This is a genomic window from Mycobacterium sp., assembly GCF_046330795.1.
Taxonomy (GTDB): domain Bacteria; phylum Actinomycetota; class Actinomycetes; order Mycobacteriales; family Mycobacteriaceae; genus Mycobacterium.
The window spans coordinates 51454-76896 of the sequence record NZ_JAXLSA010000002.1; the positions used below are offsets into that span (position 1 = coordinate 51454).

The following is a 25443-nucleotide window of genomic DNA, read 5'->3' on the forward strand; positions in this document are numbered from 1 at the left end:
TTCTACAATCGGCCAATGCTCGAGCAGCGTTCACGCCTGCAGCTCCTGGTCGAACTGCGCCGCCTGGATCAGGAGCACACCGGCGCCCCGATCGGCCCCGCGTTCGATGAGCTGATGGAGCGGTATTCGTACGGCGAGCTCCAGGTGATCGCCGACTTCCTGGCCGCCGACACCGACCGGCTGAGAGGGACTTCGGTGCGCTGACCGTCGCTGGGCGACGGTTATTGCACCGAAATCACCCGGGCGGCAGCCCGAGGCGCCGGTAGCGCTGCAGCCGGGCCGTCATCCGCCCCTCGTCGGGGGTTGACCGGAGCGCGGCCACCTCCGCGGCGATCACCCCGGCGAGCCGTTGACAGAACTCGACCGGCTCGTCGGCGGCGTCGGGATTCTCGGGCACGATCACGTCGACGATCCCGTTGCGGAGCAGGTCGGCCGATCGAACTCCTTGTGCCGCAGCGAGTTCCGGTGCGTGGTCGGTGTCGCGGAAGACGATCGCGCTGGCGCCCTCCGGTGGCAGCGGGGCCAGCCAGCCGTGCAGCGCGGCCAGCACCCGGTCGGCGGGCACCATCGCGAGTGCCGGGCCGCCGCTGCCCTGACCGAGCAGCACCGAGACCGTGGGGACGTCCAGGGTGACCAGATCGGAAAGGCACCGCGCGATCTCGCCGGCCAGGCCGCCCTCCTCGGCCTCCTCCGAGAGCGCCGGCCCGGCGGTGTCGATCACCAGCACCAGCGGCAGCCGCAATCCCGCGGCCAGGGCCATCCCGCGGCGGGCCTCCCGCAGCGCGCCGGGACCGACCAGTCCGCCGCTTTCGTTGTCGGCGGGCCTCGTGCTCGCGGAACCCCACCGCTCGCCGAACCCGCCGGTTTGGCGGCGCTGGCCGAGCAGCACCAGGGGCTGGCCACCGAATCGGGCCAGGGCCAACAGGGTGGTGGCGGCCTCGCCCTCGCCCGTACCCGACAACAGGACGCGTTCGCTGGCGCCGTGGCGCAATAGTTCGGCGACGCCGGGACGGTCGGGACGGCGTGACGCCTCGACCGACACCCAGGCGGGGACGTCGGCCACGGCCTCGGCGGGTGGCAGCGCCGGCGGCTCCCCGGGTGGATCGGCCACCACCCGCAACGCCCAGTCCAGGGTGGGCCGCAGCTGGTCGAGGGCCACCACGCCGTCGATCACGCCGTGGTGTCGGAGGTTCTCGGCGGTCTGCACGCCGGGTGGGAACGGCCGCCCGTAGAGCTGTTCGTAGACCCGCGGTCCGAGGAAGCCGACCAGCGCGCCCGGTTCGGCCACGGTGATATGCCCCAGCGACCCCCAGGAGGCGAACACGCCGCCGGTGGTCGGATGTCGCAAATAGACCAGGTAGGGCAGGTGGGCCCGCTTGTGCAGGGTGACGGCAGCGGCGATCTTGACCATCTGCAGGAACGCCACCGTCCCCTCCTGCATCCGGGTCCCGCCGGAGCTGGGGGAGGCCAACAGCGGAAGACCTTCCGCGGTAGCCCTCTCAATGGCCGCGGTGACGCGTTCGGCGGCGGCGACGCCGATCGATCCGGCCAGGAAGTCGAATTCGCAGGCGACGACGGCCACCGGCCGGCCCGCCACGGTGCCCGCGCCCGTGAGCACGGACTCATCCAGGCCGGTTTTCTCCCGTGCCTCAGCAAGTTCCGCGGCGTATTGCGGGGACGGCTCGACATCGATCGGAGCGGCGTCCCAGCTGACGAACGATCCGGGATCCAGGATGGTGTCGCGCAGCTGGGCAGCGCTGATCCGGCTCACCTGATGAAGCGTAGCCAGCCGCGGTTCGCCGAGCGCTCAATCACGTACGTTCTGACCTGCGGTTCACGTACCTCACTGAGCGCTCGGCGGTGGAGTTACTAAGGTGGCGGAATGATCGGTATCACCCGCAATGGCCCTGTCATGACCATCGAGATGCAGCGTGCCGACCGCCGCAACGCGCTGAACGTCGAGCTCGTCGACGGCCTCCGCGAAACCATCGAGCATGCCGCCGAGCAGGACGTGCGGGCCATCGTGCTCACGGGTGCGGGGCCGGTGTTCAGTTCCGGTGCGGATCTCACCGATGCCGCCGGGATGGCGGAGAAGCTGCCGGACAAGGCGCTGGCGCTCAACCTGGCGATCGACCGGGCCCCGGCCCCGGTGATCGGCGCGATCAACGGGCCGGCGATCGGCGCCGGCGTGATCCTGGCGATGATCTGCGATCTGCGGGTGGTTTCCCCGGATGCCTACTTCCAGTTCCCGGTTGCCAAATATGGTCTGGCACTGGATAACTGGAGTATCCGGCGGCTCACGTCGCTGGTCGGCGCCGGCCGGGCCCGTGGCATGCTGCTGGCCGCCGAGCGGCTGAGCTCCGAGACCGCGTTGCACACCGGGATGGCGAACCGGATCGGCGATCTGGTGGATGCGCAGGCCTGGGCCGCCGAGATCGCCGGTTACGCGCCGCTGGCCCTGCAGCACGCCAAGCGGGTGCTCAACGACGACGGCGCTTACGAGGAGTCGCGGCCCGAGCACAAGGCGATGTTCGACCGCGCCTGGAGCAGTCACGACGTCGTCGAGGCCCAGGTCGCGCGCATCGAGAAACGCGCGCCGATCTTCCAGGGCGCCTAGGGCGCCCCGTGATCAGGCAGGTGATGCGGCTCGCCGGCGGCGGTGCGGCGCTGGCTGCCGGCGGGTGGGTCCTGCGGGCCGCGCACGGCGCGCCGGTGGCACTGGGCGCCGACGCCGACGCGATCGAGGCGGCCGCCGGGGATTCCCCGAATTTCCGGGACGGTGTCTTCGTCAACCTCGAGTCCTCGTCGTCGATCAGTCTGAGCGCCGAGGAACGCCGCATGCTGCTGCGTGACCTGGTGCTGGGGCGTGACACTGCGCGGCCGTCGGCGCCGATCCCGTTGGCGCGCCCCGACTTCACGGGGCCGGCCGTCGATCTGGGTGTCACCTGGTTCGGGCATTCCAGTGTCCTGATCGAGATCGACGGTTACCGGGTGCTCGCCGATCCGGTGTGGAGCGAGCGCTGTTCGCCGTCGCACACCGTCGGCCCGCAGCGCCTGCACCCGGTGCCGGCCGAACTCGACGCGTTGCCGGCGCTGGACGCCGTGATCATCAGCCACGACCATTACGACCACCTCGACGTCGACACCATCTGGTCGCTGGCCCGCACGCAGCGGTGCCGGTTCTTCGTGCCGCTGGGCGTGGGCGCGCACCTACGGCACTGGGGCATCGCCCCGGAACGTGTCGTCGAGCTGGACTGGGAGGCCGAGGCGCGGGTCGGCGACCTGCGCATCGTCTGCACACCGGCGCGCCATTTCTCCGGCCGGTTCCTCACCCGCAACACCACGCTGTGGTCGTCGTGGGCGATGATCGGGCCGCGGCATCGCGCGTTCTTCGGCGGTGACACGGGCTACACCGGTAGTTTCGCCGACATCGGCAATCAGTACGGGCCCTTCGACCTCACCCTGATGCCGGTGGGTGCCTACCACCCCGGCTGGCCGGACATCCACATGAACCCCGAGGAGGCGGTGCGTGCACACCTCGACGTCACCGACGTCGACGCCGGCGTGTTCGTGCCGATTCACTGGGCCACCTTCCGGTTGGCGCCGCACCCGTGGTCCGAACCCGTCGAGCGATTGCTCGCGGCGGCCCGGTCGGCGGGCGTGAAGGTGGCGGTGCCGATGCCCGGCGGTCAGGTCCGGGCGGGATCGACCGGCCCGCAGCCGGGTTCGGCGGAAGACTGGTGGAATCTGTGATTCGAGCCGGGGCGGTGCTGGCAGCCGCCGTTGCGCTGGTGCTCAGTGGATGCGGCCCGGACGAACCGGTTGGACCACCCCCGGCGATCCCCACCTCGCTGGCCGGGCAGTCCCCACAACTGGCGGTGGACAACACGATCGGGCCCGACGCCGTTCAGCACGCGGTCGACAGCATCGACCAGCTGGCGGCCGATCTGATGAGGGCCTCCGGAATCCCGGGGCTGGCCGTGGCCGTCGTTCACGGCGGTAAGACGTTGTACGCCAAGGGTTTCGGTGTCAGGGACATCCGCGCGGGCGACGGCCAGCAGAACCGGGTCGACGCCGACACGGTGTTCCAGCTGGCCTCGCTGTCAAAGCCGTTGGGGGCCACGGTGGTGGCGCACCAGGTCGGTGTCGGGGCGATCGGCTGGGACACCCCGGTGGCGTCGAAACTCCCGTGGTTCCAGCTGTCGAACCCCGACATCACCCGGATGGTCACCATCGGTGACATGTATGCGCATCGCTCCGGACTGCCCGACCACGCGGGCGATCTGCTCGAGGATCTCGGTTACGATCGTCGCTACGTGCTCGATCATCTGCGTGACCTGCCGTTGGATCCGTTTCGAATTTCGTACGCCTACACCAACTTCGGTGTGACGGCAGCGGCCGAGGCGGTGGCCGCCGGCGCGGGCGAGAAGTGGGCGGACCTGTCCGACGAGGTGCTCTACCGGCCGCTGGGGATGGCGTCGACCAGTTCGCGGTTCGCCGACTATGCGGCCCGGTCCGATCGTGCGGTCGGGCACATCCACGTCGACGGACGGTATGAACCGGCGGCCGGGAACACGGTGCGCGACGCCGACGCCCAGTCACCCGCCGGCGGGGTGAGTTCCTCGGTGAACGACATGGCGCGGTGGATGACGATGCTGCTCGGTGACGGCTCCTTCGGCGGCCATCAGATCGTGGACCCCAAGGCGCTGCTGCCGGCGCTGACGCCGCAGATCACCTCCGACCGGGCCTCCGATCCGGCCATGCGCTCGGGCTTCTACGGGTACGGCTTCAATGTGGGCACCAACGCGGCGGGCCGGGTGCAGCTGAGTCATTCCGGCGCATTCGAACTCGGCGCCGGCAGCAACTTCCTCATGATCCCGGCGGCCGACGTCGCGATCGTGGCGCTGACCAACGCGACCCCGAGCGGTGTCGCCGAAGCGCTGACCGCCCAGTTCGCCGATCTGGTTCAGTTCGGCCAGGTCCGCCAGAACTGGTACCAGCTCTACCACGACAACGCCTTCGCCCCGATGGAGCGCCCGGTCGGATCGTTGGCGGGCCGGACGCCACCGGCCAAACCGGTTCCGCCGCAACCGCTCCCGTCCTACGCGGGTACCTATGCGAACCCGTACTGGGGGCCGGCGCGCGTCAGTGAGAGCGGCGGCGGGTTGACGCTGACGCTGGGGCCCAAACTCGTTGCGCCACTGGCCCATTGGGATGGCAACGTGTTCACCTTCTCGATGGTGACCGAGAACTCGCCGCCGGGCAGCATCTCCACGGCGACGTTCGACGGCAACCGGCTGGTCCTGGAGTACTTCGACGCCGACGGCAAGGGGACGTTCACGCGATGACCGCCGCAACCAGCACGGGTCTGTCCGATGCCGAAGTGGCCCAGCGGATCGCGGCCGGCAGGACCAACGATGTCCCCAACCGGGCGTCGCGCACGGTGCAGGAGATCGTCCGGGCCAACGTCTTCACGCGGATCAACGCCATCCTCGGTGTGCTGTTCCTCATCGTGCTGGCCACCGGCTCCCTGATCAACGGGCTGTTCGGGCTGCTCATCATCGCCAACAGCGCCATCGGCATAATCCAGGAGATCCGGGCCAAGGCCACCCTGGACAAGCTGGCGATCGTGGGACAGGCGCGTCCGACGGTGCGCCGGCAGTCGGGGACCGCCGCCCTGCCGGCCAACGAGGTGGTGCTCGACGACATCATCGAACTGGGCCCCGGTGATCAGATCGTGGTCGATGGTGAACTCGTCGAGGAGACCAACATCGAGGTCGACGAATCGCTGCTGACCGGGGAGGCCGATCCGATCGACAAGGACGCCGGCGATCCGGTGATGTCGGGCAGTTTCGTCGTCGCCGGCACCGGCGCCTATCGCGCCACCAAGGTCGGTCGCGAGGCCTACGCCGCCCGGCTGGCCGAGGAGGCCAGCAAGTTCACCCTGGTGGATTCCGAACTGCGTACCGGTGTCAACAAGATCCTCCGGTTCATCACCTACCTGCTGTGGCCGGCGGGCCTGCTGACCATCTACACCCAGCTGTTCACCACGCACGTCGGGTGGCGTGAATCGCTGCTGCGGATGGTCGGTGCGCTGGTGCCGATGGTGCCCGAAGGCCTGGTGCTGATGATGTCGCTGGCCTTCGCCGTCGGGGTCATCCGGCTGGGCCGCCGCCAGTGCCTGGTGAACGAGCTGCCTGCCATCGAGGGTCTGGCCCGGGTGGACGTGGTGTGCGCCGACAAGACCGGCACGCTGACCGAGAACGGCATGCGGCTGTCGAACGTCACCCCGGTGGAGGGTGCCGACGCGGGGGACGGCGGGGTGGACGCCGCCGACGTCCTGGCGTCGCTGGCCGCCGACGACGCCCGGCCCAACGCCAGCATGCAGGCCATCGCCGAGGCGTACGCCACGAAACCCGGCTGGACGGCCACTGCGACGGCCGCGTTCCGATCGGCCACCAAGTGGAGCGGCGCCTCCTATGCGGGGCAGGGCAATTGGGTCATCGGAGCCCCGGATGTGTTGGCACCGGCCGGCTCGCCGGTGGCTGCGCAGGCCGAACAGATCGGCGCCAAGGGCCTGCGGGTGCTGCTGCTGGGTGCCAGCGACCGCCCGGTGGATGCGCCGGATGCCCCGGGCGAGGTGACGCCCGTCGCGCTGGTGGTTCTCGAGCAGCGGGTGCGGCCGGACGCCCAGCAGACATTGGAATACTTTGCCGAACAAAATGTTTCGGTCAAGGTCATCTCGGGGGACAATGCCGTCTCGGTGGGTGCGGTGGCCGGCTCCCTGGGTCTGCACGGCGAGGTGATGGATGCCCGCCGGCTGCCCGGCGAGCCCGCCGCGCTGGCCGACACGATGCAGGAGTACACCGTCTTCGGCCGGGTCCGCCCGGATCAGAAGCGCTCCATGGTGCATGCGCTGCAGGCCCGTGATCACACCGTGGCGATGACCGGCGACGGCGTGAACGACGTCCTGGCGCTCAAGGATGCCGACATCGGTGTGGCCATGGGGTCGGGTAGCCCCGCGGCCCGTTCCGTCGCCCAGATCGTATTGCTGGACAACAAGTTCGCGACCCTGCCCTATGTGGTGGGTGAGGGCCGCCGCGTCATCGGCAACATCGAGCGGGTTTCCAATCTGTTCCTCACCAAGACGGTGTACTCCGTCTGGCTGGCGCTGTTGGTGGGCATCTGGGGATTGGTGGCGGCGCTGACCCACAGCACCCCACTGCTGTTCCCGTTCCAGCCCATCCACGTCACCATCGCGGCCTGGTTCACCATCGGTATCCCGGCATTCGTCCTGTCGTTGGCTCCCAACAATGAACGCGCCCACTCCGGGTTCGTGCGCCGGGTCATGCTCGCCGCCCTGCCCTCGGGGCTGACGGTGGGGATCGCGACGTTCATCTGCTACCTGATCGCGTACCCCTGGCACGGCGTGACGCCCGAGCGTCAGACGCAGGCGTCCACCGCGGCCCTGATCACGCTGCTGATCTCGGCGTTGTGGGTGCTGGCGACCGTGGCCCGGCCGTACCAGTGGTGGCGCATCGCGCTGGTGGTGACCTCCGGCCTGGCCTACGTGGTGATCTTCTCGATCCCCTTGGCCCGCACGAAATTCATGCTCGATCCATCGAATGTTGCGCTGACGGTCACCGCGATCGCTATCGGGTTTGCCGGAGCTGTCGTGATCGAAATCCTGTGGTGGATGCAGGGCAGGTGGCTCGGGGAGTCCAGGAAACTGTTCCAGTAGCCGAAACCCCTTGTGGTGTTAGCTGAACGCCGCAACAATCAGGTGCGCAAACCTCGGCACGGTGCCGTGGAACAGAAGGGGCGAACCATGTCATCCCTGGACAAGGCCAAGGATGCGGTGTCGGGTGCGGTGTCGGATGCCAAAGAGGCGCTGGACAAGGCGGGCGATTTCGTCGAGGAGAAGGTCGCCGACGCGCGCGACGCCGCCACCGGCGCGGTGGACAAGGCCAAGGACGCCGCCACCGATGCGGTGGACAAGGCCAAGGACGCCGCCAGCGGTGCGGTGGACAAGGCCAAGGATCTGGCCGGCGACGCGAAGACCGACGTCAAGGGCGCGGCCGACCAGGCGTAGCGGGTCGGTGGGCCGCCGTACTGGCGGCCCACCATTGCGCCATCGGGTGCGTCTCCCGGTGGTATGAATGGACCAGTATTGCCGTCTACTAGCTGAGAGGAGTCCGGACATGTCGTTCCTGGACAAGGCGAAGGAAGCCGTCGAGAAGAACATCGACAAGGTCGGCGAGGCCATCGACAAGGCCGGAGACATCGTCGACGAGAAGACCGGCGGCAAGTTCGCCGCCGCCGTCGACAAGGCGCAGGACGCCGCAAAGGGTGCCGCGGACAAGTTCGCCGGCGACGAGAAGTAGGCGGGCTCCGGCTGAAATATGGCGAAACTCTCTGTCTCCGTTGATGTTCCACTGCCGCCGGAACAGGCCTGGGCGGCCGCGTCCGACCTCCCCCGGTTCAAGGACTGGCTGACCATCCACCGGGTCTGGCGCAGCACGCTGCCCGAGACGCTGGAAAAAGGCACCACGATCGAATCGATCGTCGAGGTCAAGGGCATGGCCAATCGGGTGAAGTGGAACATCGTGCACTACAAGCCACCGGAGGGGATGACGCTCAACGGCGACGGTCGCGGTGGGGTCAAGATCAAGCTGATGGCCAAGATCAAGCCGAGCGGAGACGGCTCGACGGTCATCTTCGATGTCCACCTCGGTGGGCCCGCGCTGTTCGGGCCCATCGGGATGGTGGTCGCCGGTGCGCTCAAGGGCGACATTCGGGAATCACTCAACAATTTCGTGACGGTTTTCTCTCCCGCCTGACCGTCTTGGTATTCAGTTCGGCTGTAGGACAAGCGGGCTCAGGGCAGCGGGGCCGTCCACATCAGGCGGCTCCCACCGCCCGGCCCGGCGCCGGTCTCGAGTCGCCCGCCGCATTCGCGGGCCCGCGCGGCCAGGTTGGCCAGCCCGCTGCGGGTGGTCTCGGTGGGGAAGCCCGCGCCGTCGTCGGTGACCGTGATGGTCAGGTTGTCGTCGACCGTGACGCCGACGGACACCGTCGATCCCCCGGAATGACGGACCGCATTGCTGACAGCCTCGCGTACCACCGCCTCGGCATGGTCGGCCAGCACCGCGTCCACCACCGAGAGCGGGCCGCTGACGTGCAGCGTCGGGCGCACCACGGAATCGGCGGTCATCTGCGTCACCGCCTGTTCGAGCCGCTGGCGCAGTCGGGTGACGCTGCCGCCGTGCAGGTCGAAGATCGCGGTCCGGATCTCCTGCACCACCTCCTGCAGGTCATCGAGGGCCCTGGAGATGCGCTGGTTGTTGCGGTCGGAGTCGACACTCATCGCGCCCTGCAGCGACAGCCCGATGGCGAACAGTCGCTGGATGACGTGGTCGTGCAGGTCGCGCGCGATGCGGTCGCGGTCGGTGAGCACGTCGAGTTTGCGCAGTGAGGCGACGGCATCGGCCTGGGACTGCGCCAGATGCAGGGCCAGGCCGGACTGGTCGGCGAATGCGGCCAGCGTCGCGAGCTGATCGGCGGTGTACGCCGCTCCGTCGGATGCGACGGACACCAGCACGCCCGACGCCGCATCGGGCTCGCGCATCGGCAACACCAGCGCGTCCGCACCACTCCCACCGAGATCCCGGAAGTCCTTGACGTGCAATGGGGTTCGTTCCCGGAATGCCTGGCCGGCGGCGGAGTCGGCGATCGCGACGCTGACTCCGATGAGGTCGGCGCGGGTGGACGCGGTGACGCGCAGCTCGTCGTCGGTCTCGTCGCCGACCGGCATCAGCAGCGCGCTGTAGGCGCTGCCGGTCAGCCCGGTGGCCTGCTCGGCGATCTGGCCGTGCACGGTCACCGGGTCGGCGCCGGCGAGCAGGTCGGTGGAGATGTCGCGCGTCGCCTCGATCCAGATCTGGCGGGTTCGCGCCGCCTGGTACAGCCGGGCGTTGTCGATCGCGATGCCCGCGGCGCCGGCCAGGGCCAGCACCAGGACCTCGTCGTCCTCGGTGAACTCGCGGCCATCGGCTTTCTCGGTCAGGTACAGGTTGCCGTACACCTGGTCGCGGATCCGGATCGGCACCCCCAGGAAGGTGTGCATCGGCGGATGGTGCGCGGGGAACCCCACCGAGGCGGGATGACTCGAAAGTTCTTTGATGCGAACGGGTTTCTCGAAGAGCACACCCAGGACGCCGTGCCCGTCGGGCAGCGCGCCGATGCGGGCGCGGGTCGCGTCGTCGATACCCCGGTAGACGAAGCGGTCGAGACCGCCGCGTACATCGGAGGCCAGGACTCCCAGCGCGCCGTAGCGCGCGTCGACCAGATGCATCGCGGTGCGCACGACGGTCGGCAACGTCCGTTCGAGGTCGAGGCCCGACGTGACCGCCAGCATGGCGTCGATCAGGCCGTCGCGGACGTGCAGGTTCTCAGTCATCGCGCCGCTGGCGCAGCTCGGCGGCCAGCAGGGCCGCCTGGGTACGCCGGTGCAGTCCGAGCTTGGCCAGCAGTCGCGACACGTAGTTCTTCACGGTCTTCTCCGCCAGGAACATCCGCTCGCCGATCTCACGGTTGGTCAGACCCTCACCGAGCAGTTCGAGCAGGGTCCGTTCGGTGGCCGACAGGTCGTGCACGCGGGGGTCCTCGCCGGCCTCGTGCTCGGAGGTCTCCTGGCGCAGTTTGGACATCAACGCGGCCGCGGCGCGATTGTCCAGCAGCGACTTGCCCGAGCCGACCGACTTGATGGCCTGCGCCAGTTCCATGCCCCGGATGTCCTTGACCACGTAGCCGCTGGCGCCGGCCAGGATGGCGTCGAGCATCGACTGCTCGTCGGTGAAGGAGGTCAGGATCAGACAGCGCAGCCCGTCGTGGGTGGCCAGCAGGTCCCGGCACAGATCGATACCGCTGCCGTCGGGCAGGCGCACGTCCAGCACCGCCACATCGGGCCGTGCCGCCGGGATGCGGGCCTTGGCCTCGGCGATCGAACCCGCCTCGCCGACGACGGTCAGTTCGGGGTCGCCGCTGAGCAGGTCGACGAGGCCGCGGCGAACGACCTCATGGTCGTCGACGAGGAAGACGGAGATCACGGACCAACCCTAATCCGAAAGTGGCTACGCTCGGCGGATGGTTCGCTTCCTGTTGCGCACAATTGTCTTCCTGGCCTCGGCGGCGATCGGCCTGCTGGTCGCCTCGCTGATCGTTCCCGGTATGACGGTCAGGCCGCTGGGATTCGTCGTCGCGGTCATCATCTTCGCCGTGGCCCAGGCCATCCTGGCGCCCTTCTTCCTGAAGATGGCCAGCCGGTACGCGTCGGCGTTCCTCGGCGGGATCGGGCTGGTCTCGACGCTGACGGCGCTGATCCTGGCGTCGCTGTTCAGCAGCGGGTTGTCGATCCGGGGCCTGGGATCGTGGGTGGCCGCGACGGTGGTGGTGTGGCTGGTGACGGCGCTGGCGACGCTGGTCCTGCCGAAGCTGGTGCTCACCCGCGCTGTTCAGCGCTGACGGACACGAACGTCGAGGCGGTCTCGCGGCCGCCGCTGAGCAGATCGGTCGGTTCAGTCCGCGTGCTCGGGATCCGAACTGCCGCGCCGCAGCGTGGCCAGCAGTTCCCGGTACGGACCCACCAGATAGGCGGTGTCGCCGGCGTTGAGCACCGTATCGCGCCGCGGATGCATCTCCCGCCCGCCGCCCGCGCGGGCGATCGCGACCACCCGCGTCTGGGTGGCCAGGTCGATCATCCGGATGCCGTCGAGCTGGCTGCCCCGATCGACCCGCACACCGCCGACCATGAACGAGCGCTGACCCACCGAGAAGGTGCCGAACACCTGCAGCCCCATCGCCGCGCCGATGAACCACGGTGCGGCCAGTTCGACGGTGGAACGCACGTTGGCGAACCCGAACCGACTGGACACCGCCGCCCCCAGAGTGCGGTCGAAGATTCGCAACACCACCGGAACACCCGGCTGATCCGGTGTGCGCGCCCAGCGATCGCCGAGCGATTCACGCACGACGATGCCGGTCTCGATGTTCACCATGTCGTTCTCGGTCAGGACGGCGATCGCCGAGGCGGTGCCCACCCGGGCGTCGTCCAGGGTCTGCCGCAGGGTCGCGTCGCCCAGGATCACGGGCACATCCAGCTCGGCCGCCGAGGACAGGAACCGGTTGTCGGGGTTGTTCTCGATGGCGACGACGTTGTGGCCGGCGGCCTCGAGGTCGCTGAGCACCCGGTGCCCGAACGAACCCAGGCCGACGACGATCACGTGCCCCGACAGGTAGCGGACCTGGCGTCGGGCCGCCGACTGGGCCAGCCGCCGGGACAGCAGCAGGTCGGCGACGAAGGCCACCACGATCGCCGTCGTCGTCACGCCGGCGAACATGAGCAGGATCGCGAACAACCGCAGCCAGGTCGGCTGGCCGATGAAGCTGAAGTCGCCGTAGCCCACGGTTGCGATGGTTTCGGTCGAAAAGTAAAGGGCATCAACGAAACTCATACCCGGCTTATGATAGGTGAAACGCAGCAGCACGGTGGCGAACAGCAGCAGCGAAATCGACACCCCCATGGCCTTGAAGAAGCCGGGGTTGACGTCCTCGCACAGCGACCGGATGCCGTTGCCGAACCTGCGCAGCGGGGTGCTCGTCATGCTGCCGCGGCGCCGCGGCGCGGCCACGGTGATGCCCTGCTCGAGCAGTTCCTCGGCGGTGCCGATCATCGCGGTCCAGTCGCCCTGCCGGACCATCTCGTCGCGGCCCGGACACGCGACGACCTCACCGGGGGTGTCCGAGTTGTCGCCGCGTACCACTGCAACCGGCGCGAGGTCGCCGAACAACTCGCGCAGACTGGCCTCCCGCGGTGCGTCGGCGCCGGACACGACGAAGTCGATGCCGGCGGCCGAGATGTCATGCGTGGTGCGTGCCAGACAGGCCTCGACCACCGACGACGCCGCCAGGTCGGCGACGTCGAGGACCGCGCCCTGGCCGTTCGCCTCGGCGACGGCGTCACGCAGGACGCTGTTGGCCAGCCGGGTGACGACGCGGACGTCGGGGTTGAGTTGCCGTGCCTGCAGCGAGATTTCGAGGTTGGTCGCATCGTCGGGACCGACGCAGACGATGGCGGTGGCGGTGGTGATCCCGGCCTGGTGCAGGCCGGCGGCGCTGTCCAGTCGCACGACCGTTGTTCCCGCGCTGTGCAGTTCCTCGGCAATGCGTTCCGCGAGGCCGTCATCGCCGCACACGATCATGTGACCCGGCATCCGCACACCCCCTCAAATCTGCTCGGCAACCACTGACACAACGTACGAGTGGCACCCGCAGCCTGCGCTGAGCAGAGCATCGGTGAGCAACACTACGACGCGGGGACTACCCGTGCATGGTGAAGTCGGCGAAGTCGAAGCCGGGCACCACTACGCAGCTCACCAGGCAGGGTTCTCCGGCGACGGGGCGGGCGCGCTGCCAGTGCCCGGGGGGGACGACGAACTGCGGCTGTTGGCCGGCGGCGATGTCACTACCGAGCAATTGCGTTGTGGCCGTGTCGCGTTCGGCGCCGACCTCCAACTCGAGTGGGCCGCCCCGGTGGAAGAACCAGAGCTCGGCGCTGCGCACGGTGTGCCAAGCGGACTGCTGGCCGGGCATCAACAGGAACAGGATCGCGGTGCCGGCGTGGCGCGGCCCGGAGTAGTCCGGGGGCAGCTCGGCGGCCGGGATCGTCAGGGCGCTCCGCCAGGTTTCACGGAACCAGCCGCCCTCGGGGTGCGGCTGCAGGTCCAGTTGCCGGGCCCAGCCGGGCAGTTCGGTCATGCCGACAGCGTAGGCGGAGTGGCGTATGGTCAGGCCGTGATCCGGCGGAGCACTCGCCTACGGCCCGGCTGGTTGGTCGCGCTGTCGGCAGCCGTACTGGCCGTCAGCGTCTGGCTGCCGTGGCTGACCACATCGGCGGGCGGCGGTGGCCGGGCCAACGCGATCGGCGGCACCCACGGCAGCCTCGAACTCCCCGCGCAATTCGGGCCCGGACAGCTCATCGTCCTGCTCGCCTCGGCCCTGCTGGTGGCCGGAGCCATGGCGGGCCGGGACATCTCGGCGCGCTGGGCGGCGGTGGCCGCGCTGCTCATCTCGGCGGGCGTGGCGGCGCTGACCGGCTGGTACTACCGGCTGCACGTTGCGCACGCCGTGGCCGCCGGGTATGGCCTCTACGTGGCGGTGGGCGCCGTCGCGGCCGCGATCGTCTGCTCGGTGTGGGCCCTGATCCATGCGCTGCGTTCCACCCGGACCGGACGATGAGCCGATTCGTCGAGCCGGTCGTCCTGACGGGCGATCAGTGGGTGGGGCTGGAACCACTACGAGCCGAACACATTCCCGACATCGAAGCCGCGGCGCGGGACAGCGACAACGGCGCGCTGTGGTTCACCAGCGCCCCCACCCCGGGGGCCGCCGAGGCGTGGGTGCACCGCATGATCGCGATGCAGGAGGGCGACTCCGGTGTGACGTTCGTGGTCCGGCGGCTCGACGGTGATCTCGCGGGGGCTGCGGTCGGATCGACCAGCATGTTCCACGTGGACGCGGCCAACCGGCGCCTCGAGGTCGGGCATACCTGGTACTCGTCGTCGGCCCGGCGCACCGGCGTGAACACCGAGACCAAGCTGGTGTTGCTGACCCACGCCTTCGAGACGCTCGGCTGCGTTGCCGTCGAATTCCGCACGCACTACCTCAACGCTGCCAGCCGGGCCGCGATCGAACGCCTGGGCGCCAAGCTCGACGGAATCCTGCGCAGTCACCAGCTGTTGCCCGACGGATCACGCCGGGACACCGCCGTGTATTCGATCCTGGACATCGAATGGCCGGCGGTGCGGGCGAATCTGCGTCACCGGTTGACGCGCGCGCGCTCGTCCTGAAGGCCGAGTGCGCCGGCGGCGGTGTCGGCGCTGTGCCATCGCCGAATGTCGGAGCCGGCCACCCAGGTGCTGTGCGTTCCGCTCGAGATCCGTTCCGGCAGAGCCAGTTTGCACACCGGACCGTCGGAGAGCCGGGCGGCGTCGAACACCAGGCAGTAGGACGCGTCGTCGTTCATGTCGGTGGTGAGCGTGACCAGGTAGCCGTCATCCTCGCCGGTTGAACCGGCCCGAGGCACCCTGGGAGCTACGGCTGTCTCGCTGCCGAATACCCCGTCGCCGAAGGAGAACCGTTGCTCGGCACCGGTTTCGAGGTCATGACGGACCAGGCCGTCGAACAGGAACCAGCCCGGCACCCCGCTGGCGGCATACACGTAGCGGTAGCCGGAGCCGGCCCGGTCCGGATTGATCATGCCGAACTCGGTGATGGAGTCGGTCAGGCGTTCCTCGCGGCAGGCTCCGGTCACCAGGTCGAACCGCCAGCGGTGCAGCCGGGTCTTCAGGTGGTCCAGGGCGAGGAAGCGAAATGCCTTCTGCCACTTGTCCCCGCTGGTATCGGTCGGCGACGGGTCCTCTTCGAAGAAGCCGTCGAGCACGATCTCGTCGCCGTCCTCGTAGGCGTTGGTGAAATGCAGCACGAAGGTGGGGTCGGCCTCGAACCACCGGAAGTCCCCGGCGTCGCCGCGGCGCGGAACCACCGCGAACCGCGACGGCATATCGCGGTGGAAGCCCGGCAGGTGGATGCCGGCCCCGAGCAGGGTGGGATCCCAGAACAGCGGAAAGTCGTTGAGTATCACATAGTTCGGGGTGAACGCCATGTCATGCGGCAGCCGCGGGCCGGGTAGTGGCACATCGGTGTAGTGCGTCAGGTTGTTGTCCGCGTCCACCACGCCGTAGCCCAGGTACGGCGCCTGCTTGCTGTAGTTGAAGAACAGCAACTCGCCCGTGGTGGCGTCGACCTTGGGATGCGCCGACACGCCCCATTCCTGCGGGAAGCCGCCGTTCCAGGTCTCCTTGCCCAGCGTCTCGCCGGTCAGCGGGTGCACGCGGTACAGGTCGCCACACTGATAGAAGCTGGTCAGCGCCATCCCGTTGTGCACCACCACGTCGGTGCTCGACGCATCCTTCATCAGGGTGCGCGCACCCCAGCCGTGGTCCACCTTGGCCAGTTCGATCGGTTCGGCCAGGCCCGGCCACAGCGGCCCGCCGGCGGAATTCTCCGCCGCGAACCCGTCGGTCCGGACGAATCTGTTGCGGTAGAACGCTTTTCCGTCGCGGAAGCCGACGATGTGGATCATTCCGTCGCCGTCGAACGGGTGGTAGAACCGCAGCGCCGGATGCAGCGGGTTCTCGGTGTTGCGCAGGTAGACCCCGTCGAGGTCGGCGGGCAATTCCCCGTCGACCACGGTCAGATCGTCGGCGGCCCACTCGGTGGTCTGCGGCCGCCATGGCCCCGTTCGGTACGGGTGATCGTCGTCCTCGGGCAGCGTCGCGAGGAACTTGCCGATGACCTCAACATCCATAGCGCTTCGACCGTACGTCAACCGGACCGGCGGCCGGGCCGGATCGGGGCGGTCTCGCCGGCTCGCGTTCTGAACCGGCGAGACCCTCCGGTCTGCATTGCCCCCAGCGCGACCGCACAAACGTCACCGCGGCGTGCCGTTTGTGCCAAAGTACTCTGCGTGACGCTCGACTCCGGTGACGATCTCGCCCCGCGGATGGCCGCCCTGGCGCGCCAGCTCGCGGTGCCGTTGAGCGTCGACCACGTGCTCGAAGGGGTCACCCGCACCGTTCTCGAGGTCATTCCGGGGGCCGACCACGCGGGCTTCCTGCTGTTCAACAAGTCCGAGAAGTTCGAGACCCAGGCGGCCACCTCCGACCTGATGTACGAGCTGGACCAGCTGCAGATCAAACACGGCGAGGGTCCGTGCATCGAGGCCGCCATCGACGAGTTGATCGTGCGGACCGACGACTTCCAGCGCGAGCAGCGCTGGCCGCACTACTCGGCGGAGGTGCTGGCGCTGGGTGTGCGCAGCGCCCTGTCCTTCAAGCTGTACACCTCCAACCGCAACGCCGGGGCGCTGAACATTTTCGCGATGCAGCCCGGGGCATTCGGCCCGGACGACGAGGGGGTGGGTCAGGTGCTCGCCGCGCACGCGGCGGCGGCCATCCTGGCCAGCCGGCAGGGCGAGCAGCTGCAGTCGGCGCTGAGCACCCGGGATCTGATCGGTCAGGCCAAGGGCATCATCATGGAGCGCTACAACGTCGATGCCGTCCGCGCGTTCGAGCTGCTGCGGGAACTGTCGCAGACCGAGAACGTCAAGCTCGTCGACATCGCCAAGCGGGTCATCGACACCCGGGGCTAACCACGCCGAAACGTACGTTTCGGTGCGAAAGTACGAGTAACTCGCGCCAAGACGTCGATCTCGGCGCCGGTGGGTGGCCGCTACAGCGCGTTGCGGATCTCGTCCTTGAGTACCTCGGACTGGGTGCCGAAGACGGCCTGCACGCTGTTGCCGACCTCGAGCACACCGGCGGCGCCCAGCGCCTTGAGCCGGGCTTGGTCCACCTTCGATTTGTCGGCCACCTCCATGCGCAGCCGGGTGATGCACGCGTCGACGTTCACCAGGTTTTCCCGGCCGCCGAACGCGGCGATCAGCTGTTCGGCCCGGGTGTCCGGGACGGTCGCCACGGCCCCGGTGCCGGCGACGATCGCGGTGGCCGATTCGGCGCCCTCGGTCAGGTTGGCCTGCTGCTCGGCGTCGAACTCGGCTTCCGGCTCGCGGCCCGGGGTGCGCAGGTTCCATTTCGTGATGGCGAACCGGAACAGCAGGTAGTAGAGGGCGAAGAACACCACGCCCATACCGATCAGCAGCGGGATGTTCTTGGCGGCCGGGGCCGTGCCGTAGAGCAGCAGGTCGATCAGGCCCGCCGAGAACGAGAAGCCCAGATGGATGTCCAGCAGGTAGGCGATCGCGAGCGACAGGCCGGTGAGCACCGCGTGGATCAGGTACAGCGGGAACGCCACGAACATGAAGGCGAATTCGAGCGGTTCGGTGACACCGGTCAGGAAGGCGGTCAGCCCGGCCGCCGCCAGGATGCCCAGTGCCACATTCTTCTGCTTCTTGTTGGCCACGTGGATCATCGCCAGCGCGGCGGCCGGCAGGCCGAACATCAGGATGGGGTAGAAGCCGGCCGTCAGGTGGCCGCCGGTGGGGTCGCCGGCCGCGAACCGGGTCAGTTCGCCGGTGACCACGGTGCCGTCGGGCTTGGTGTAGTCGCCGTAGAGGAACCACACAAAGGAGTTCAGGATGTGGTGCAGTCCGACCGGGATCAACATCCGATTGGCGAAGCCGTACACGAACGCGCCGAGGGCGCCGGAACCGCCGATGAACTTGCCCAGGCCGGTCAGGCCGGTGTTGAAGATCGGATAGAAGTAGCTCATCGCGAAGGCGATGAACAGGCAGGCCAGCGACACCACGATCGGCACGAACCGGCGGCCGCCGAAGAAGCCCAGATACGAGGGCAATTGGATGGTGTGATACCGGTCGAACAACCACGCGGTCAGCAGACCGACGATGATGCCGCTGAACACGCTGTAGTTGATCTGTGCCTGTTTGCCGGCCTTGTCCACGACATCGACGAGCACCACGGGCGACATCGTCTTGAAGACCGCCTGCATCACCAGGTAGCCGACCACCGCGGCCAGCGCGGTGGACCCATCGGCCTTGCGCGCGAAACCGATTGCCACGCCGACGGCGAACAACAGCGGCAGGTTGTCGAACAGCGCGCCGCCGGCGGCGCTCATGGCCTGGAAGAACGGGCCGATCACCGGCGCCTTGATCCGGCCCAGCAGATCGTCCTGACCGAGCCGCAGCAGGATGCCGGCGGCCGGCAGCACGGCGATCGGCAGCATGAGGCTCTTGCCGAGCCGTTGCAGCTGCGCGAAACCGGGTATACGCAGGCCCGATTTGCCTGCTGTGGCATCGGCTTTCGTGGCGTCGCTCATGCTGATCTCCCTCGGCGAAGTTCAGCCGAAGCCTAGAGGAGAAAGACCGACCGCGAGGTGTGCTCGCGTGCTTCGATGATCAAGAAGCCGCTCAAAGGAGACCGAAGTGAGTCAGACACCTGTGCTGGCACCCGTTTCGGGGCGCGCCGTGGCGCTCGCCGACGTTCCCGACCCAGTGTTCTCGGCCGGCATGGTCGGCTACGGTGCTGCCGTCGACCCGCCGCGCGGAGTCGTGGACGCGGTGGCGCCGGTGAGCGGCAAACTGCTCAAGCTGATGCCGCACGCCTACGTCATCATGACCGCCGACAACGTCGGTGTACTGGTGCACCTCGGGCTGGACACCGTCGCACTCGACGGCGCCGGCTTCACCACGCACGTGAATCAGGGTGACGATGTCACCGCGGGTCAGCTGATCACCACCTACGACGTGCCGGCCGTCGTGGCCAGGGGGCTCAATCCCATTGTGCCCGTGGTGGTCATGGACGAGCGTGAGCCGGGAAACGTGGTGGCCTCCGACGCCGTCCGAGCGAGTGCTGAAATCGGTTCCGGGACAGTTATTTTCACGGCGGTCAAGTAGTGGAAGTCATCATCCTGCCCGATGTCGCCGCCATCGGCGCCCTGGGGGCCGACGCGATCCAGGCGCTACTGGAACGCAAACCGGATGCGGTGCTGGGGTTGGCCACCGGATCGTCGCCGCTGGCCATCTATGACGAACTGGCCGCGCGCCACGCCGCCGGCAACGTGTCCTTCGCGCAGGCGCGGGGCTTCACCCTCGACGAGTACGTCGGGCTGCCGGCCGATCATCCCGAGCGGTACCGGACGGTCATCGACACCGTCTTCGTCAACCGGGTCGACTTCGCACCCGGCGCGGTGCAGGGCCCCGACGGGTTGGCGTCCGACATCCCGGCGGCCTGCGCGGCCTACGAAGCGGCGATCAGTGCTGCCGGTGGGGTGGACCTGCAGATCCTCGGGATCGGCACCGACGGGCACATCGGGTTCAACGAACCCGGGTCGTCGCTGGCCTCGCGGACCCGCATCAAGACCCTGACGCACCAGACCCGGGTGGACAACGCCCGGTTCTTCGACGACGACGTCGACGCCGTTCCCACGCACTGCCTGACGCAGGGCCTGGGGACCATCATGTCGGCTCGGCACGTGGTGCTGGTGGCCACCGGGCGTGGCAAGGCCGAGGCCGTTCACCACATGGCCGAGGGTGCGGTCACCGCGATGTGGCCCGGATCGATCCTGCAGCACCACCCGCACGTGACCGTGCTGCTCGATGGCGCCGCCGCCAGTCGCCTGCAACTCATCGACTACTACCGCGAGGCGTACCGGTCCAAGCCCCAATGGCAGGGCATCTGAATGCTGCTCACCGCCGACGCCGTTCACACCGGCCGGGAACTGTTGCGGCCCGGCTGGATCGACGTTTCCGGCGCTGTGGTGGCCGCGGTCGGCACTGGGGTTCCACCGCGGGCGGCCGATCGGGCCCTCGGTCCGGTGACGGTGGTGCCCGGCTTCGTCGACACCCACTTCCATGGCGGTGGCGGGGCGAACTTCACCGCGGCGGATCCCGCGGAGACGTCGGCCGCGGCGGACACGCACGCGATGCACGGGACCACCACCGCCGTCGCCTCGCTGGTGACCGCTGGCCCCGACGAATTACTGCGCCAGGTAACGGGTTTGGCCGCCGATGTGCGGGCCGGCGTGGTCGCGGGGATCCACCTCGAGGGTCCGTGGATCTCGGCAGCGCGCTGCGGTGCCCATGACCCCGCGCTCATGCGCGACCCCGACGCCGCCGAGATCGACCGTCTGCTGAACGCGGGCGACGGCACCATCCGGATGGTGACCATCGCCCCCGAACGCGACGGAGTCATGGCGGCGATTTCACAGCTGGTCGACGCCGGAGTTGTTGTGGCCGTTGGTCATACGGAGGCGTCGTACGACCAGACCCGGGCTGCCATCGACGCCGGCGCCACCGTGGGCACCCATCTCTTCAACGCGATGCGGCCGATCCATCACCGTGAGCCGGGACCCATCGTCGCGCTGCTGGAGGACCCTCGGGTGACGGTGGAGATCATCGACGACGGCGTGCACGTCCACCCGGCGCTGTACCGGCAGGTGTCCCGCAGCGCCGGCCCGGATCGGGTGTCGCTGATCACCGATGCGATGGCGGCGGCCGGGATGAGCGACGGGCCGTACACGCTGGGGGCGCTGACCGTCGACGTGGTCGACGCGGTGGCGAGGATCGCCGGGACGGACACCATCGCGGGCAGCACCGCGACCATGGACCGGGTGTTCCGATTCGCCGTCGAGAACAGCGGACTGTCCCGTGACGAGGCGCTGTCACAAGCCGTCCGCCAGGCTTCGATCAACCCCGCGCGCGCCCTGGGGCTGCCCGTGGACGGCCTGGTCCCCGGTGGCCCCGCCGACCTGGTGGTGCTGGATGGCCAGCTGAACGTCGCGGGCGTCGTGCGGCGCGGGGAATGGCTGGTCAACCCTGGTTGAGCTGGGCGTTCAGGCTCTGCTCAGGTTGTCTGCCGACAATCGGGGCATGCACACCACACCCCTGTGGGTCGAACGCGACGCGGATCTGCGCAAGGCGATCCACGCCGTCGATCCCGAGGAGTTGACGACGGTGTTCTCGGCGGTACCTGCCGGCTCGCCCGTGTCGCCTCCGGAGAACACCCTCGAGCAGACCCGGGTGTTGCCGCCGGCGCTGGGCGCCGAAGAGCGCCGGACACTGGTGCTGGCGGCCGTTGGCGCGGTTGCCGGCCTCGGGCTGCTGGCCCTGCTGGTGGCGCTCGTCGTCAAGGCCTCGAACTCGTCGACCACCATCGTTCGGCCGCCGGTCACCGCGGTCACGAAAACGCCCACCGCACAGGCGATCACACCGTCATCGTTGCCGGAACCGGCGCCAGCGCAGGCGTTGGGTACCCCGCCCCCGTCGGCGGTGGTGTCCGCCGAGCGGATGGCCCCAGCGGCACCCGCGCCGACACCGGCGCAGCAGCGGCAGGTCCGGGAACGGCTGCATGAGATGTTCCCGCGGCTGTTTCCCTGACGCGGCGGGGTTCATGCCGAGTGGGTAGCCACCCAGCGCCGGGCTCCGTCGGCCGCTCTGGCGAGCGCGGCGTTCTCGCCAAAATATGTGACGATGGCGCCGAGGCCGGGCAGTATCGCCAACCTGCGGTACAGCCCCGTCGGATGCGGCCGTTTGGCGATCTCGTCGCTGAGGGCGTCGAACAGTCCGACGAGCCGCCACAGCACCTTGCCAATACCCCACGGCGTCGGTGAAATCGGCTCTGCCGGGGGATACACGATCGGTGCCGCGGTCGACGGATCACGCTGGCAGAGCACTTCGGCAAGCATGCGGGCCTGCGTGTCCGGGCTCGTGACACCCAGTTCCCGTGCCACCGCGCACAACACGACGGCCTGGCTGACGAAGCCCAACAGGTCGCCGATCGGCAGTCGGCGTCCGACGGCCCCGAGCACGCCGGGGAACGCCACGGCGACGCTAGTCAGCGCACCGACCCGGCGAACCCACCAGCGGATCCGGGCGTCGATGTCGAGCTGGTCCCAACCCCGGGTACCGGGCAGATCAGCCGCGTTGAGGGTCCACGCGAGCCCGTCGGCCACCTTGTCCAACGGTCCGCCGTCGAAGTCGGGATCCCGGCGTTTCAGGTGCAGCGGATCGCTGCGCCACAGGACGTCGACCAGCGGATTGATGAGCCGCACGGCACGCGCCAGCACGTCTTCGACGTCGGCGTCATTGATGGTCACATGCGGCGTGGGCAGCAGTTTCACGGTTCCATGATGTCGCACGCAACGAAATCTGTGCTCCTACGCGAACCGTCACGGAGTCTGACGCCGTCCTCGATGAAAACCTCTTCATCGTCGATAACGCTCAGGAGATCTCCAACGGTGCGACCGTGCTGACTGCCGTGGCGGCTCTGGAGAGTCTCCTCGAGGATCTTGCACCTGGGGGGCGGCGCGTCTCGCGGTGGCCCGCATCGGCTTGTCGAAGAGTTTCTGCGCAGACACGATGCGTTGCCGAAACAACGGGACAGCGTCGTGGCCGTGGCCGCAAAGGTCGGTAGGTGCCGTACCGCGGTCGTGAATTCGCCCGCGGCAGGCCGGTGATCCAAAAGGGCAAACACCGATGCTATCGGGGTTTCCGGACCCGGTTCGCAACGACCAGATCGCCGAGGGATCAACGACCGACGCAGTGATCATTTGCCGGTGTAGCTATCTGACGAACTGTTCAAAAAATTTGCTGTAGGTGGCATCGAGCGTCCAATGACTGCTACGGTCCCCGTCGGAATATCCACCCTGGCGCCGCTGACCGCGCTGTGATTCGTAGGACGGTTTCATGTCGAAGCATCGCAAGCATCCCAAGCATCGCAAGCCGACGGCAGGACGCGTGGAAGCAGTCTTGAGCGCCGGTGTAGCGGGATCCGCGATGGTTGGCGTCGGGATGTGGGTGGCCTGCCCACCGGGAGCGCCCTCGCCGGTGTCATTCGACGTGCAGTTGGCGTCATCGGAAACTGATTGCTCGACCGCGAACGCCGTGGGCTGCACAGCGCTGTCCGGTACCGGCGCCACGACCCCCACCACCTCGGCGGCGGCCGCCGCAGCGGCACCACCGGTGTTCATGCTGATCGGCAATGGCGCGGATGCGGCCGCCGACTGCACCGGCAGCGCCTGCAACGGCGGCAACGCTGGGCTGCTGTGGGGCAATGGCGGCGCCGGGGCCAATGGTGGACGTGGCGGCAACGCGGGGTTGATCTTCGGAATCGGAGGGAACGGCGGGAATGCGGGCAACGGCGTGATCAACGGTGGTGACGCCGGCCAAGCCATCCTGTTCGGCGTCGGAGGCCGCGGGGGCGACGGAGGCGTCGGGGGCAACGGAGGCCGCGGTGGTGACGGGGCGATCATATTCGGCACCGGCGGCGTCGGGGGCAACGGCGGCGTCGGGGGCAACGGTGGTGAGGGGGGCCTGGGCGCGTACTTGTTCGGCACCGGTGGCGCCGGGGGCGTCGGAGGTGCCGGGGGCGACGGGGGCCGCGGTGGTGACGGGGCGTTCATATTCGGCACCGGCGGCAACGGCGGTGCCGGTGGTGATGCCACGGTGGCCGGTGGTGACGGCGGTGACGGCGGCGCTGGCGGTTCGGCCGGCGTGGGTGCATGGGCGGCCGGAGTCGGCGGGGCCGGCGGGGCCGGCGGGGCCGGTGCGGACGGCGCCGACGCCACGACAGCAGGAGCCAATGGTCAGGCCGGCGGTTCCGGTGGCGCCGGGGGCAAAGGCGGCGGCGGGGCGCTGTTGTTCGGATTACCCGGTTTGGGGACGCTCGGGATCGGCGGTACGGGTGGTAACGGCGGTGCTGGCGGCGACGGCGGGTCCGGCGTTGTAGGCGGTTCCGGCGGCATGGGCGGTGTAGGCGGTGCCGGCGGCGACTGGGGCGTGTTGAGTACCCCTGGCATCCCCGGTGCCAATGGTCCCGACGGCGAGGCCGGCGCCAGCACCGGCGGTGCCGCGGTTCTCAGCAAGGTCGGAACCTACGCCGCTAGCAGCGACACGTTGGGCGGTGCCGGCGACGCAGATGGAAACGGTTTGACCGACACCGACGACGATTCCGGGTCGAGTGCGAACGACAGTGGCAGCACCGGCAGCACCGGCGGAAAGGCCGACACCGGCGCCGACGACGATTCCGGGTCGAGCACCAACAACAGTGGCGCTACCGGCGGCGCGTCTACCGGAGGTACCCAGGACACCAGCGGGGCCAAGGCCACCACCGGGACGGTCGGCACCCACGACGCCGCCGGCAGCACGGGTAGCAGCGGGAGCGCCGGCACTGCCGGCACGTCGTGATTCGGGGTGCGATCAGGCGGTACACGTACCGCCCGTAGAGCAGGCCCGCGCCGCGACCGGTCGCACACACCTTGACCGGCTCGTACCTGGGCGACCGAGAAGCCGGAGTTCACGTTCGACCTGGCCAACTGTCGAGGACACACTGTTCACGGTCGGCGAGATCGCACTCGCGCTCGAAGAGGTTGCGCAGGGCTGAATCAAACATCCACTGGTCACGCGCGAGGCTGCGTGATGAACTGCGCACCTCGTGGCGCTTCGGCGTCCTGCTGAAAGCCCGCGTGATCATCGAGGGCTGCCGCCGCGACCACACCGCCAACCGGCTCCACACCGCCCACGGCGATCTCACCCCGACCGAGTTTGCCCTCCGGTGGGCCAACCGAATGTCGCACACGACTGGACCACCGAACGGGTCCCTCCCGGTCATCGGAAGACGGCAGACGGCAAGCAACGCGCGATTCTCATCGCGCGTCTCGCGGAGTCGATCGAAGGGGAATGCCGGCGCTTGCAGATGCACCCCGACCTTCCGCCGGGACCACCTCTCAACGGTGTCCCGGGACATCACATGGTGCCCCCGGCATGATTCGAACATGCGACACCGGCTTTAGGAGAGCCGTGCTCTATCCCCTGAGCTACGGGGGCGGACCGGCGTGCGGTTCCTCCGGGCT

At 68.8% G+C, this 25443-nt stretch carries 25 protein-coding genes and 1 tRNA gene; 17 read left to right on the forward strand and 9 right to left on the reverse strand.

The window, feature by feature from the left end; genetic code table 11:
- Positions 1 to 15 precede the first annotated feature (15 nt).
- Complete coding sequence (locus U0R18_RS07430) at positions 16 to 204, forward strand: hypothetical protein (RefSeq protein WP_526367583.1); 189 nt, start codon at positions 16 to 18, stop codon at positions 202 to 204.
- A gap of 31 nt (positions 205 to 235) precedes the next feature.
- Here the strand turns inward: U0R18_RS07430 and U0R18_RS07435 are convergent, their stop codons facing one another.
- Positions 236 to 1771: a carboxyl transferase domain-containing protein gene (locus U0R18_RS07435; protein WP_526367584.1), complete on the reverse strand. Its 1536-nt coding sequence runs from the start codon at positions 1769 to 1771 to the stop codon at positions 236 to 238.
- Between the two features lie 111 nt (positions 1772 to 1882).
- On the opposite strand from U0R18_RS07435, the gene U0R18_RS07440 reads away from it, so the two are divergent.
- The 7 genes from U0R18_RS07440 (at position 1883) to U0R18_RS07470 (ending at position 8840) form a co-directional block, all read left to right on the forward strand.
- Entirely contained in the window at positions 1883 to 2617 is a 735-nt protein-coding gene (locus U0R18_RS07440; RefSeq protein ID WP_526367585.1) for an enoyl-CoA hydratase, read from the forward strand.
- 8 nt (positions 2618 to 2625) lie between these two features.
- On the forward strand, positions 2626 to 3753 hold the full coding sequence (locus U0R18_RS07445; RefSeq protein ID WP_526367586.1) for an MBL fold metallo-hydrolase: 1128 nt from the start codon (positions 2626 to 2628) through the stop codon (positions 3751 to 3753).
- Positions 3741 to 5348 (forward strand): serine hydrolase domain-containing protein, encoded by a 1608-nt coding sequence (locus U0R18_RS07450; protein ID WP_526367587.1) that lies wholly within the window; start codon positions 3741 to 3743, stop codon positions 5346 to 5348. Before U0R18_RS07445 ends, U0R18_RS07450 begins: the two co-directional genes overlap by 13 nt.
- Complete coding sequence (locus U0R18_RS07455) at positions 5345 to 7741, forward strand: cation-translocating P-type ATPase (RefSeq protein WP_526367588.1); 2397 nt, start codon at positions 5345 to 5347, stop codon at positions 7739 to 7741. The genes U0R18_RS07450 and U0R18_RS07455 overlap by 4 nt, the downstream gene beginning before the upstream one ends.
- Before the next feature lie 87 nt (positions 7742 to 7828).
- A complete protein-coding gene (locus tag U0R18_RS07460) occupies positions 7829 to 8092 on the forward strand; it encodes a hypothetical protein (protein WP_526367589.1) in 264 nt (87 codons plus the stop codon).
- Positions 8093 to 8201: 109 nt separating this feature from the next.
- On the forward strand, positions 8202 to 8384 hold the full coding sequence (locus tag U0R18_RS07465) for an Rv0909 family putative TA system antitoxin (protein ID WP_526367590.1): 183 nt from the start codon (positions 8202 to 8204) through the stop codon (positions 8382 to 8384).
- A gap of 18 nt (positions 8385 to 8402) precedes the next feature.
- Complete coding sequence (locus U0R18_RS07470; RefSeq protein WP_526367591.1) at positions 8403 to 8840, forward strand: type II toxin-antitoxin system Rv0910 family toxin; 438 nt, start codon at positions 8403 to 8405, stop codon at positions 8838 to 8840.
- Positions 8841 to 8878: 38 nt separating this feature from the next.
- Here the strand turns inward: U0R18_RS07470 and U0R18_RS07475 are convergent, their stop codons facing one another.
- Complete coding sequence (locus U0R18_RS07475; protein ID WP_526367592.1) at positions 8879 to 10459, reverse strand: GAF domain-containing sensor histidine kinase; 1581 nt, start codon at positions 10457 to 10459, stop codon at positions 8879 to 8881.
- Entirely contained in the window at positions 10452 to 11108 is a 657-nt protein-coding gene (locus U0R18_RS07480) for a response regulator transcription factor (protein WP_526367593.1), read from the reverse strand. The genes U0R18_RS07475 and U0R18_RS07480 overlap by 8 nt, the downstream gene beginning before the upstream one ends.
- A gap of 37 nt (positions 11109 to 11145) precedes the next feature.
- Between U0R18_RS07480 and U0R18_RS07485 the strand changes: the two genes are divergently transcribed.
- Positions 11146 to 11523 (forward strand): phage holin family protein, encoded by a 378-nt coding sequence (locus U0R18_RS07485; RefSeq protein ID WP_526367594.1) that lies wholly within the window; start codon positions 11146 to 11148, stop codon positions 11521 to 11523.
- A gap of 53 nt (positions 11524 to 11576) precedes the next feature.
- Here U0R18_RS07485 and U0R18_RS07490 read toward each other — a convergent pair whose 3' ends face one another.
- Together U0R18_RS07490 and U0R18_RS07495 are read right to left on the reverse strand one after the other, a co-directional pair.
- Entirely contained in the window at positions 11577 to 13271 is a 1695-nt protein-coding gene (locus U0R18_RS07490; protein WP_526367595.1) for an NAD-binding protein, read from the reverse strand.
- Positions 13272 to 13377: 106 nt separating this feature from the next.
- Positions 13378 to 13815 (reverse strand): cupin domain-containing protein, encoded by a 438-nt coding sequence (locus U0R18_RS07495; protein ID WP_526367596.1) that lies wholly within the window; start codon positions 13813 to 13815, stop codon positions 13378 to 13380.
- Between the two features lie 36 nt (positions 13816 to 13851).
- Between U0R18_RS07495 and U0R18_RS07500 the strand changes: the two genes are divergently transcribed.
- Positions 13852 to 14295: a hypothetical protein gene (locus U0R18_RS07500; protein ID WP_526367597.1), complete on the forward strand. Its 444-nt coding sequence runs from the start codon at positions 13852 to 13854 to the stop codon at positions 14293 to 14295.
- A complete protein-coding gene (locus U0R18_RS07505) occupies positions 14292 to 14906 on the forward strand; it encodes a GNAT family N-acetyltransferase (protein ID WP_526367598.1) in 615 nt (204 codons plus the stop codon). Before U0R18_RS07500 ends, U0R18_RS07505 begins: the two co-directional genes overlap by 4 nt.
- On the opposite strand, the gene U0R18_RS07510 is transcribed toward U0R18_RS07505, so the two are convergent.
- A complete protein-coding gene (locus U0R18_RS07510; RefSeq protein ID WP_526367599.1) occupies positions 14876 to 16426 on the reverse strand; it encodes a carotenoid oxygenase family protein in 1551 nt (516 codons plus the stop codon). The genes U0R18_RS07505 and U0R18_RS07510 overlap by 31 nt on opposite strands.
- 159 nt (positions 16427 to 16585) lie before the next feature.
- Between U0R18_RS07510 and U0R18_RS07515 the strand changes: the two genes are divergently transcribed.
- Entirely contained in the window at positions 16586 to 17269 is a 684-nt protein-coding gene (locus U0R18_RS07515) for an ANTAR domain-containing protein (protein ID WP_526367600.1), read from the forward strand.
- 80 nt (positions 17270 to 17349) lie between these two features.
- Here U0R18_RS07515 and U0R18_RS07520 read toward each other — a convergent pair whose 3' ends face one another.
- Entirely contained in the window at positions 17350 to 18912 is a 1563-nt protein-coding gene (locus U0R18_RS07520) for a PTS transporter subunit EIIC (RefSeq protein WP_526367601.1), read from the reverse strand.
- A gap of 106 nt (positions 18913 to 19018) precedes the next feature.
- Between U0R18_RS07520 and U0R18_RS07525 the strand changes: the two genes are divergently transcribed.
- Genes U0R18_RS07525 through U0R18_RS07540 form a run of 4 tightly spaced genes read left to right on the forward strand, consistent with a single transcriptional unit; the run spans position 19019 to position 21970 of the window.
- The gene (locus tag U0R18_RS07525; protein WP_526367602.1) at positions 19019 to 19489 is read left to right on the forward strand and encodes a PTS sugar transporter subunit IIA; all 471 of its coding nucleotides are present in this window, start codon (positions 19019 to 19021) and stop codon (positions 19487 to 19489) included.
- Positions 19489 to 20274: a glucosamine-6-phosphate deaminase gene (gene nagB / locus U0R18_RS07530; protein ID WP_526367603.1), complete on the forward strand. Its 786-nt coding sequence runs from the start codon at positions 19489 to 19491 to the stop codon at positions 20272 to 20274. The genes U0R18_RS07525 and nagB overlap by 1 nt, the downstream gene beginning before the upstream one ends.
- Positions 20275 to 21417, forward strand: a complete 1143-nt coding sequence (gene nagA, locus U0R18_RS07535) for an N-acetylglucosamine-6-phosphate deacetylase (protein ID WP_526367604.1) — start codon at positions 20275 to 20277, stop codon at positions 21415 to 21417.
- A gap of 46 nt (positions 21418 to 21463) precedes the next feature.
- The gene (locus tag U0R18_RS07540; RefSeq protein WP_526367605.1) at positions 21464 to 21970 is read left to right on the forward strand and encodes a hypothetical protein; all 507 of its coding nucleotides are present in this window, start codon (positions 21464 to 21466) and stop codon (positions 21968 to 21970) included.
- Between the two features lie 11 nt (positions 21971 to 21981).
- Here U0R18_RS07540 and U0R18_RS07545 read toward each other — a convergent pair whose 3' ends face one another.
- Positions 21982 to 22713 (reverse strand): hypothetical protein, encoded by a 732-nt coding sequence (locus tag U0R18_RS07545; RefSeq protein ID WP_526367606.1) that lies wholly within the window; start codon positions 22711 to 22713, stop codon positions 21982 to 21984.
- Between the two features lie 763 nt (positions 22714 to 23476).
- On the opposite strand from U0R18_RS07545, the gene U0R18_RS07550 reads away from it, so the two are divergent.
- Positions 23477 to 24778 (forward strand): hypothetical protein, encoded by a 1302-nt coding sequence (locus U0R18_RS07550; RefSeq protein ID WP_526367607.1) that lies wholly within the window; start codon positions 23477 to 23479, stop codon positions 24776 to 24778.
- A 563-nt stretch (positions 24779 to 25341) separates the two neighbouring features.
- Here U0R18_RS07550 and U0R18_RS07555 read toward each other — a convergent pair.
- Positions 25342 to 25417, reverse strand: a tRNA-Arg gene (locus U0R18_RS07555).
- Positions 25418 to 25443 lie beyond the last annotated feature (26 nt).

Excerpts from the sequence above, each read along its gene's own strand:
- U0R18_RS07430 (WP_526367583.1), top strand. The coding sequence starts at position 16 with ATGCTCGAGCAGCGTTCACGCCTGCAGCTCCTGGTCGAACTGCGCCGC.
- U0R18_RS07440 (WP_526367585.1), top strand. The coding sequence starts at position 1,883 with ATGATCGGTATCACCCGCAATGGCCCTGTCATGACCATCGAGATGCAG.
- U0R18_RS07455 (WP_526367588.1), top strand. The coding sequence starts at position 5,345 with ATGACCGCCGCAACCAGCACGGGTCTGTCCGATGCCGAAGTGGCCCAG.
- U0R18_RS07460 (WP_526367589.1), top strand. The coding sequence starts at position 7,829 with ATGTCATCCCTGGACAAGGCCAAGGATGCGGTGTCGGGTGCGGTGTCG.
- U0R18_RS07465 (WP_526367590.1), top strand. The coding sequence starts at position 8,202 with ATGTCGTTCCTGGACAAGGCGAAGGAAGCCGTCGAGAAGAACATCGAC.
- U0R18_RS07470 (WP_526367591.1), top strand. The coding sequence starts at position 8,403 with ATGGCGAAACTCTCTGTCTCCGTTGATGTTCCACTGCCGCCGGAACAG.
- U0R18_RS07475 (WP_526367592.1), bottom strand. The coding sequence starts at position 10,459 with ATGACTGAGAACCTGCACGTCCGCGACGGCCTGATCGACGCCATGCTG.
- U0R18_RS07485 (WP_526367594.1), top strand. The coding sequence starts at position 11,146 with ATGGTTCGCTTCCTGTTGCGCACAATTGTCTTCCTGGCCTCGGCGGCG.
- U0R18_RS07490 (WP_526367595.1), bottom strand. The coding sequence starts at position 13,271 with ATGCCGGGTCACATGATCGTGTGCGGCGATGACGGCCTCGCGGAACGC.
- U0R18_RS07495 (WP_526367596.1), bottom strand. The coding sequence starts at position 13,815 with ATGACCGAACTGCCCGGCTGGGCCCGGCAACTGGACCTGCAGCCGCAC.
- U0R18_RS07505 (WP_526367598.1), top strand. The coding sequence starts at position 14,292 with ATGAGCCGATTCGTCGAGCCGGTCGTCCTGACGGGCGATCAGTGGGTG.
- U0R18_RS07510 (WP_526367599.1), bottom strand. The coding sequence starts at position 16,426 with ATGGATGTTGAGGTCATCGGCAAGTTCCTCGCGACGCTGCCCGAGGAC.
- U0R18_RS07520 (WP_526367601.1), bottom strand. The coding sequence starts at position 18,912 with ATGAGCGACGCCACGAAAGCCGATGCCACAGCAGGCAAATCGGGCCTG.
- nagA (WP_526367604.1), top strand. The coding sequence starts at position 20,275 with ATGCTGCTCACCGCCGACGCCGTTCACACCGGCCGGGAACTGTTGCGG.
- U0R18_RS07540 (WP_526367605.1), top strand. The coding sequence starts at position 21,464 with ATGCACACCACACCCCTGTGGGTCGAACGCGACGCGGATCTGCGCAAG.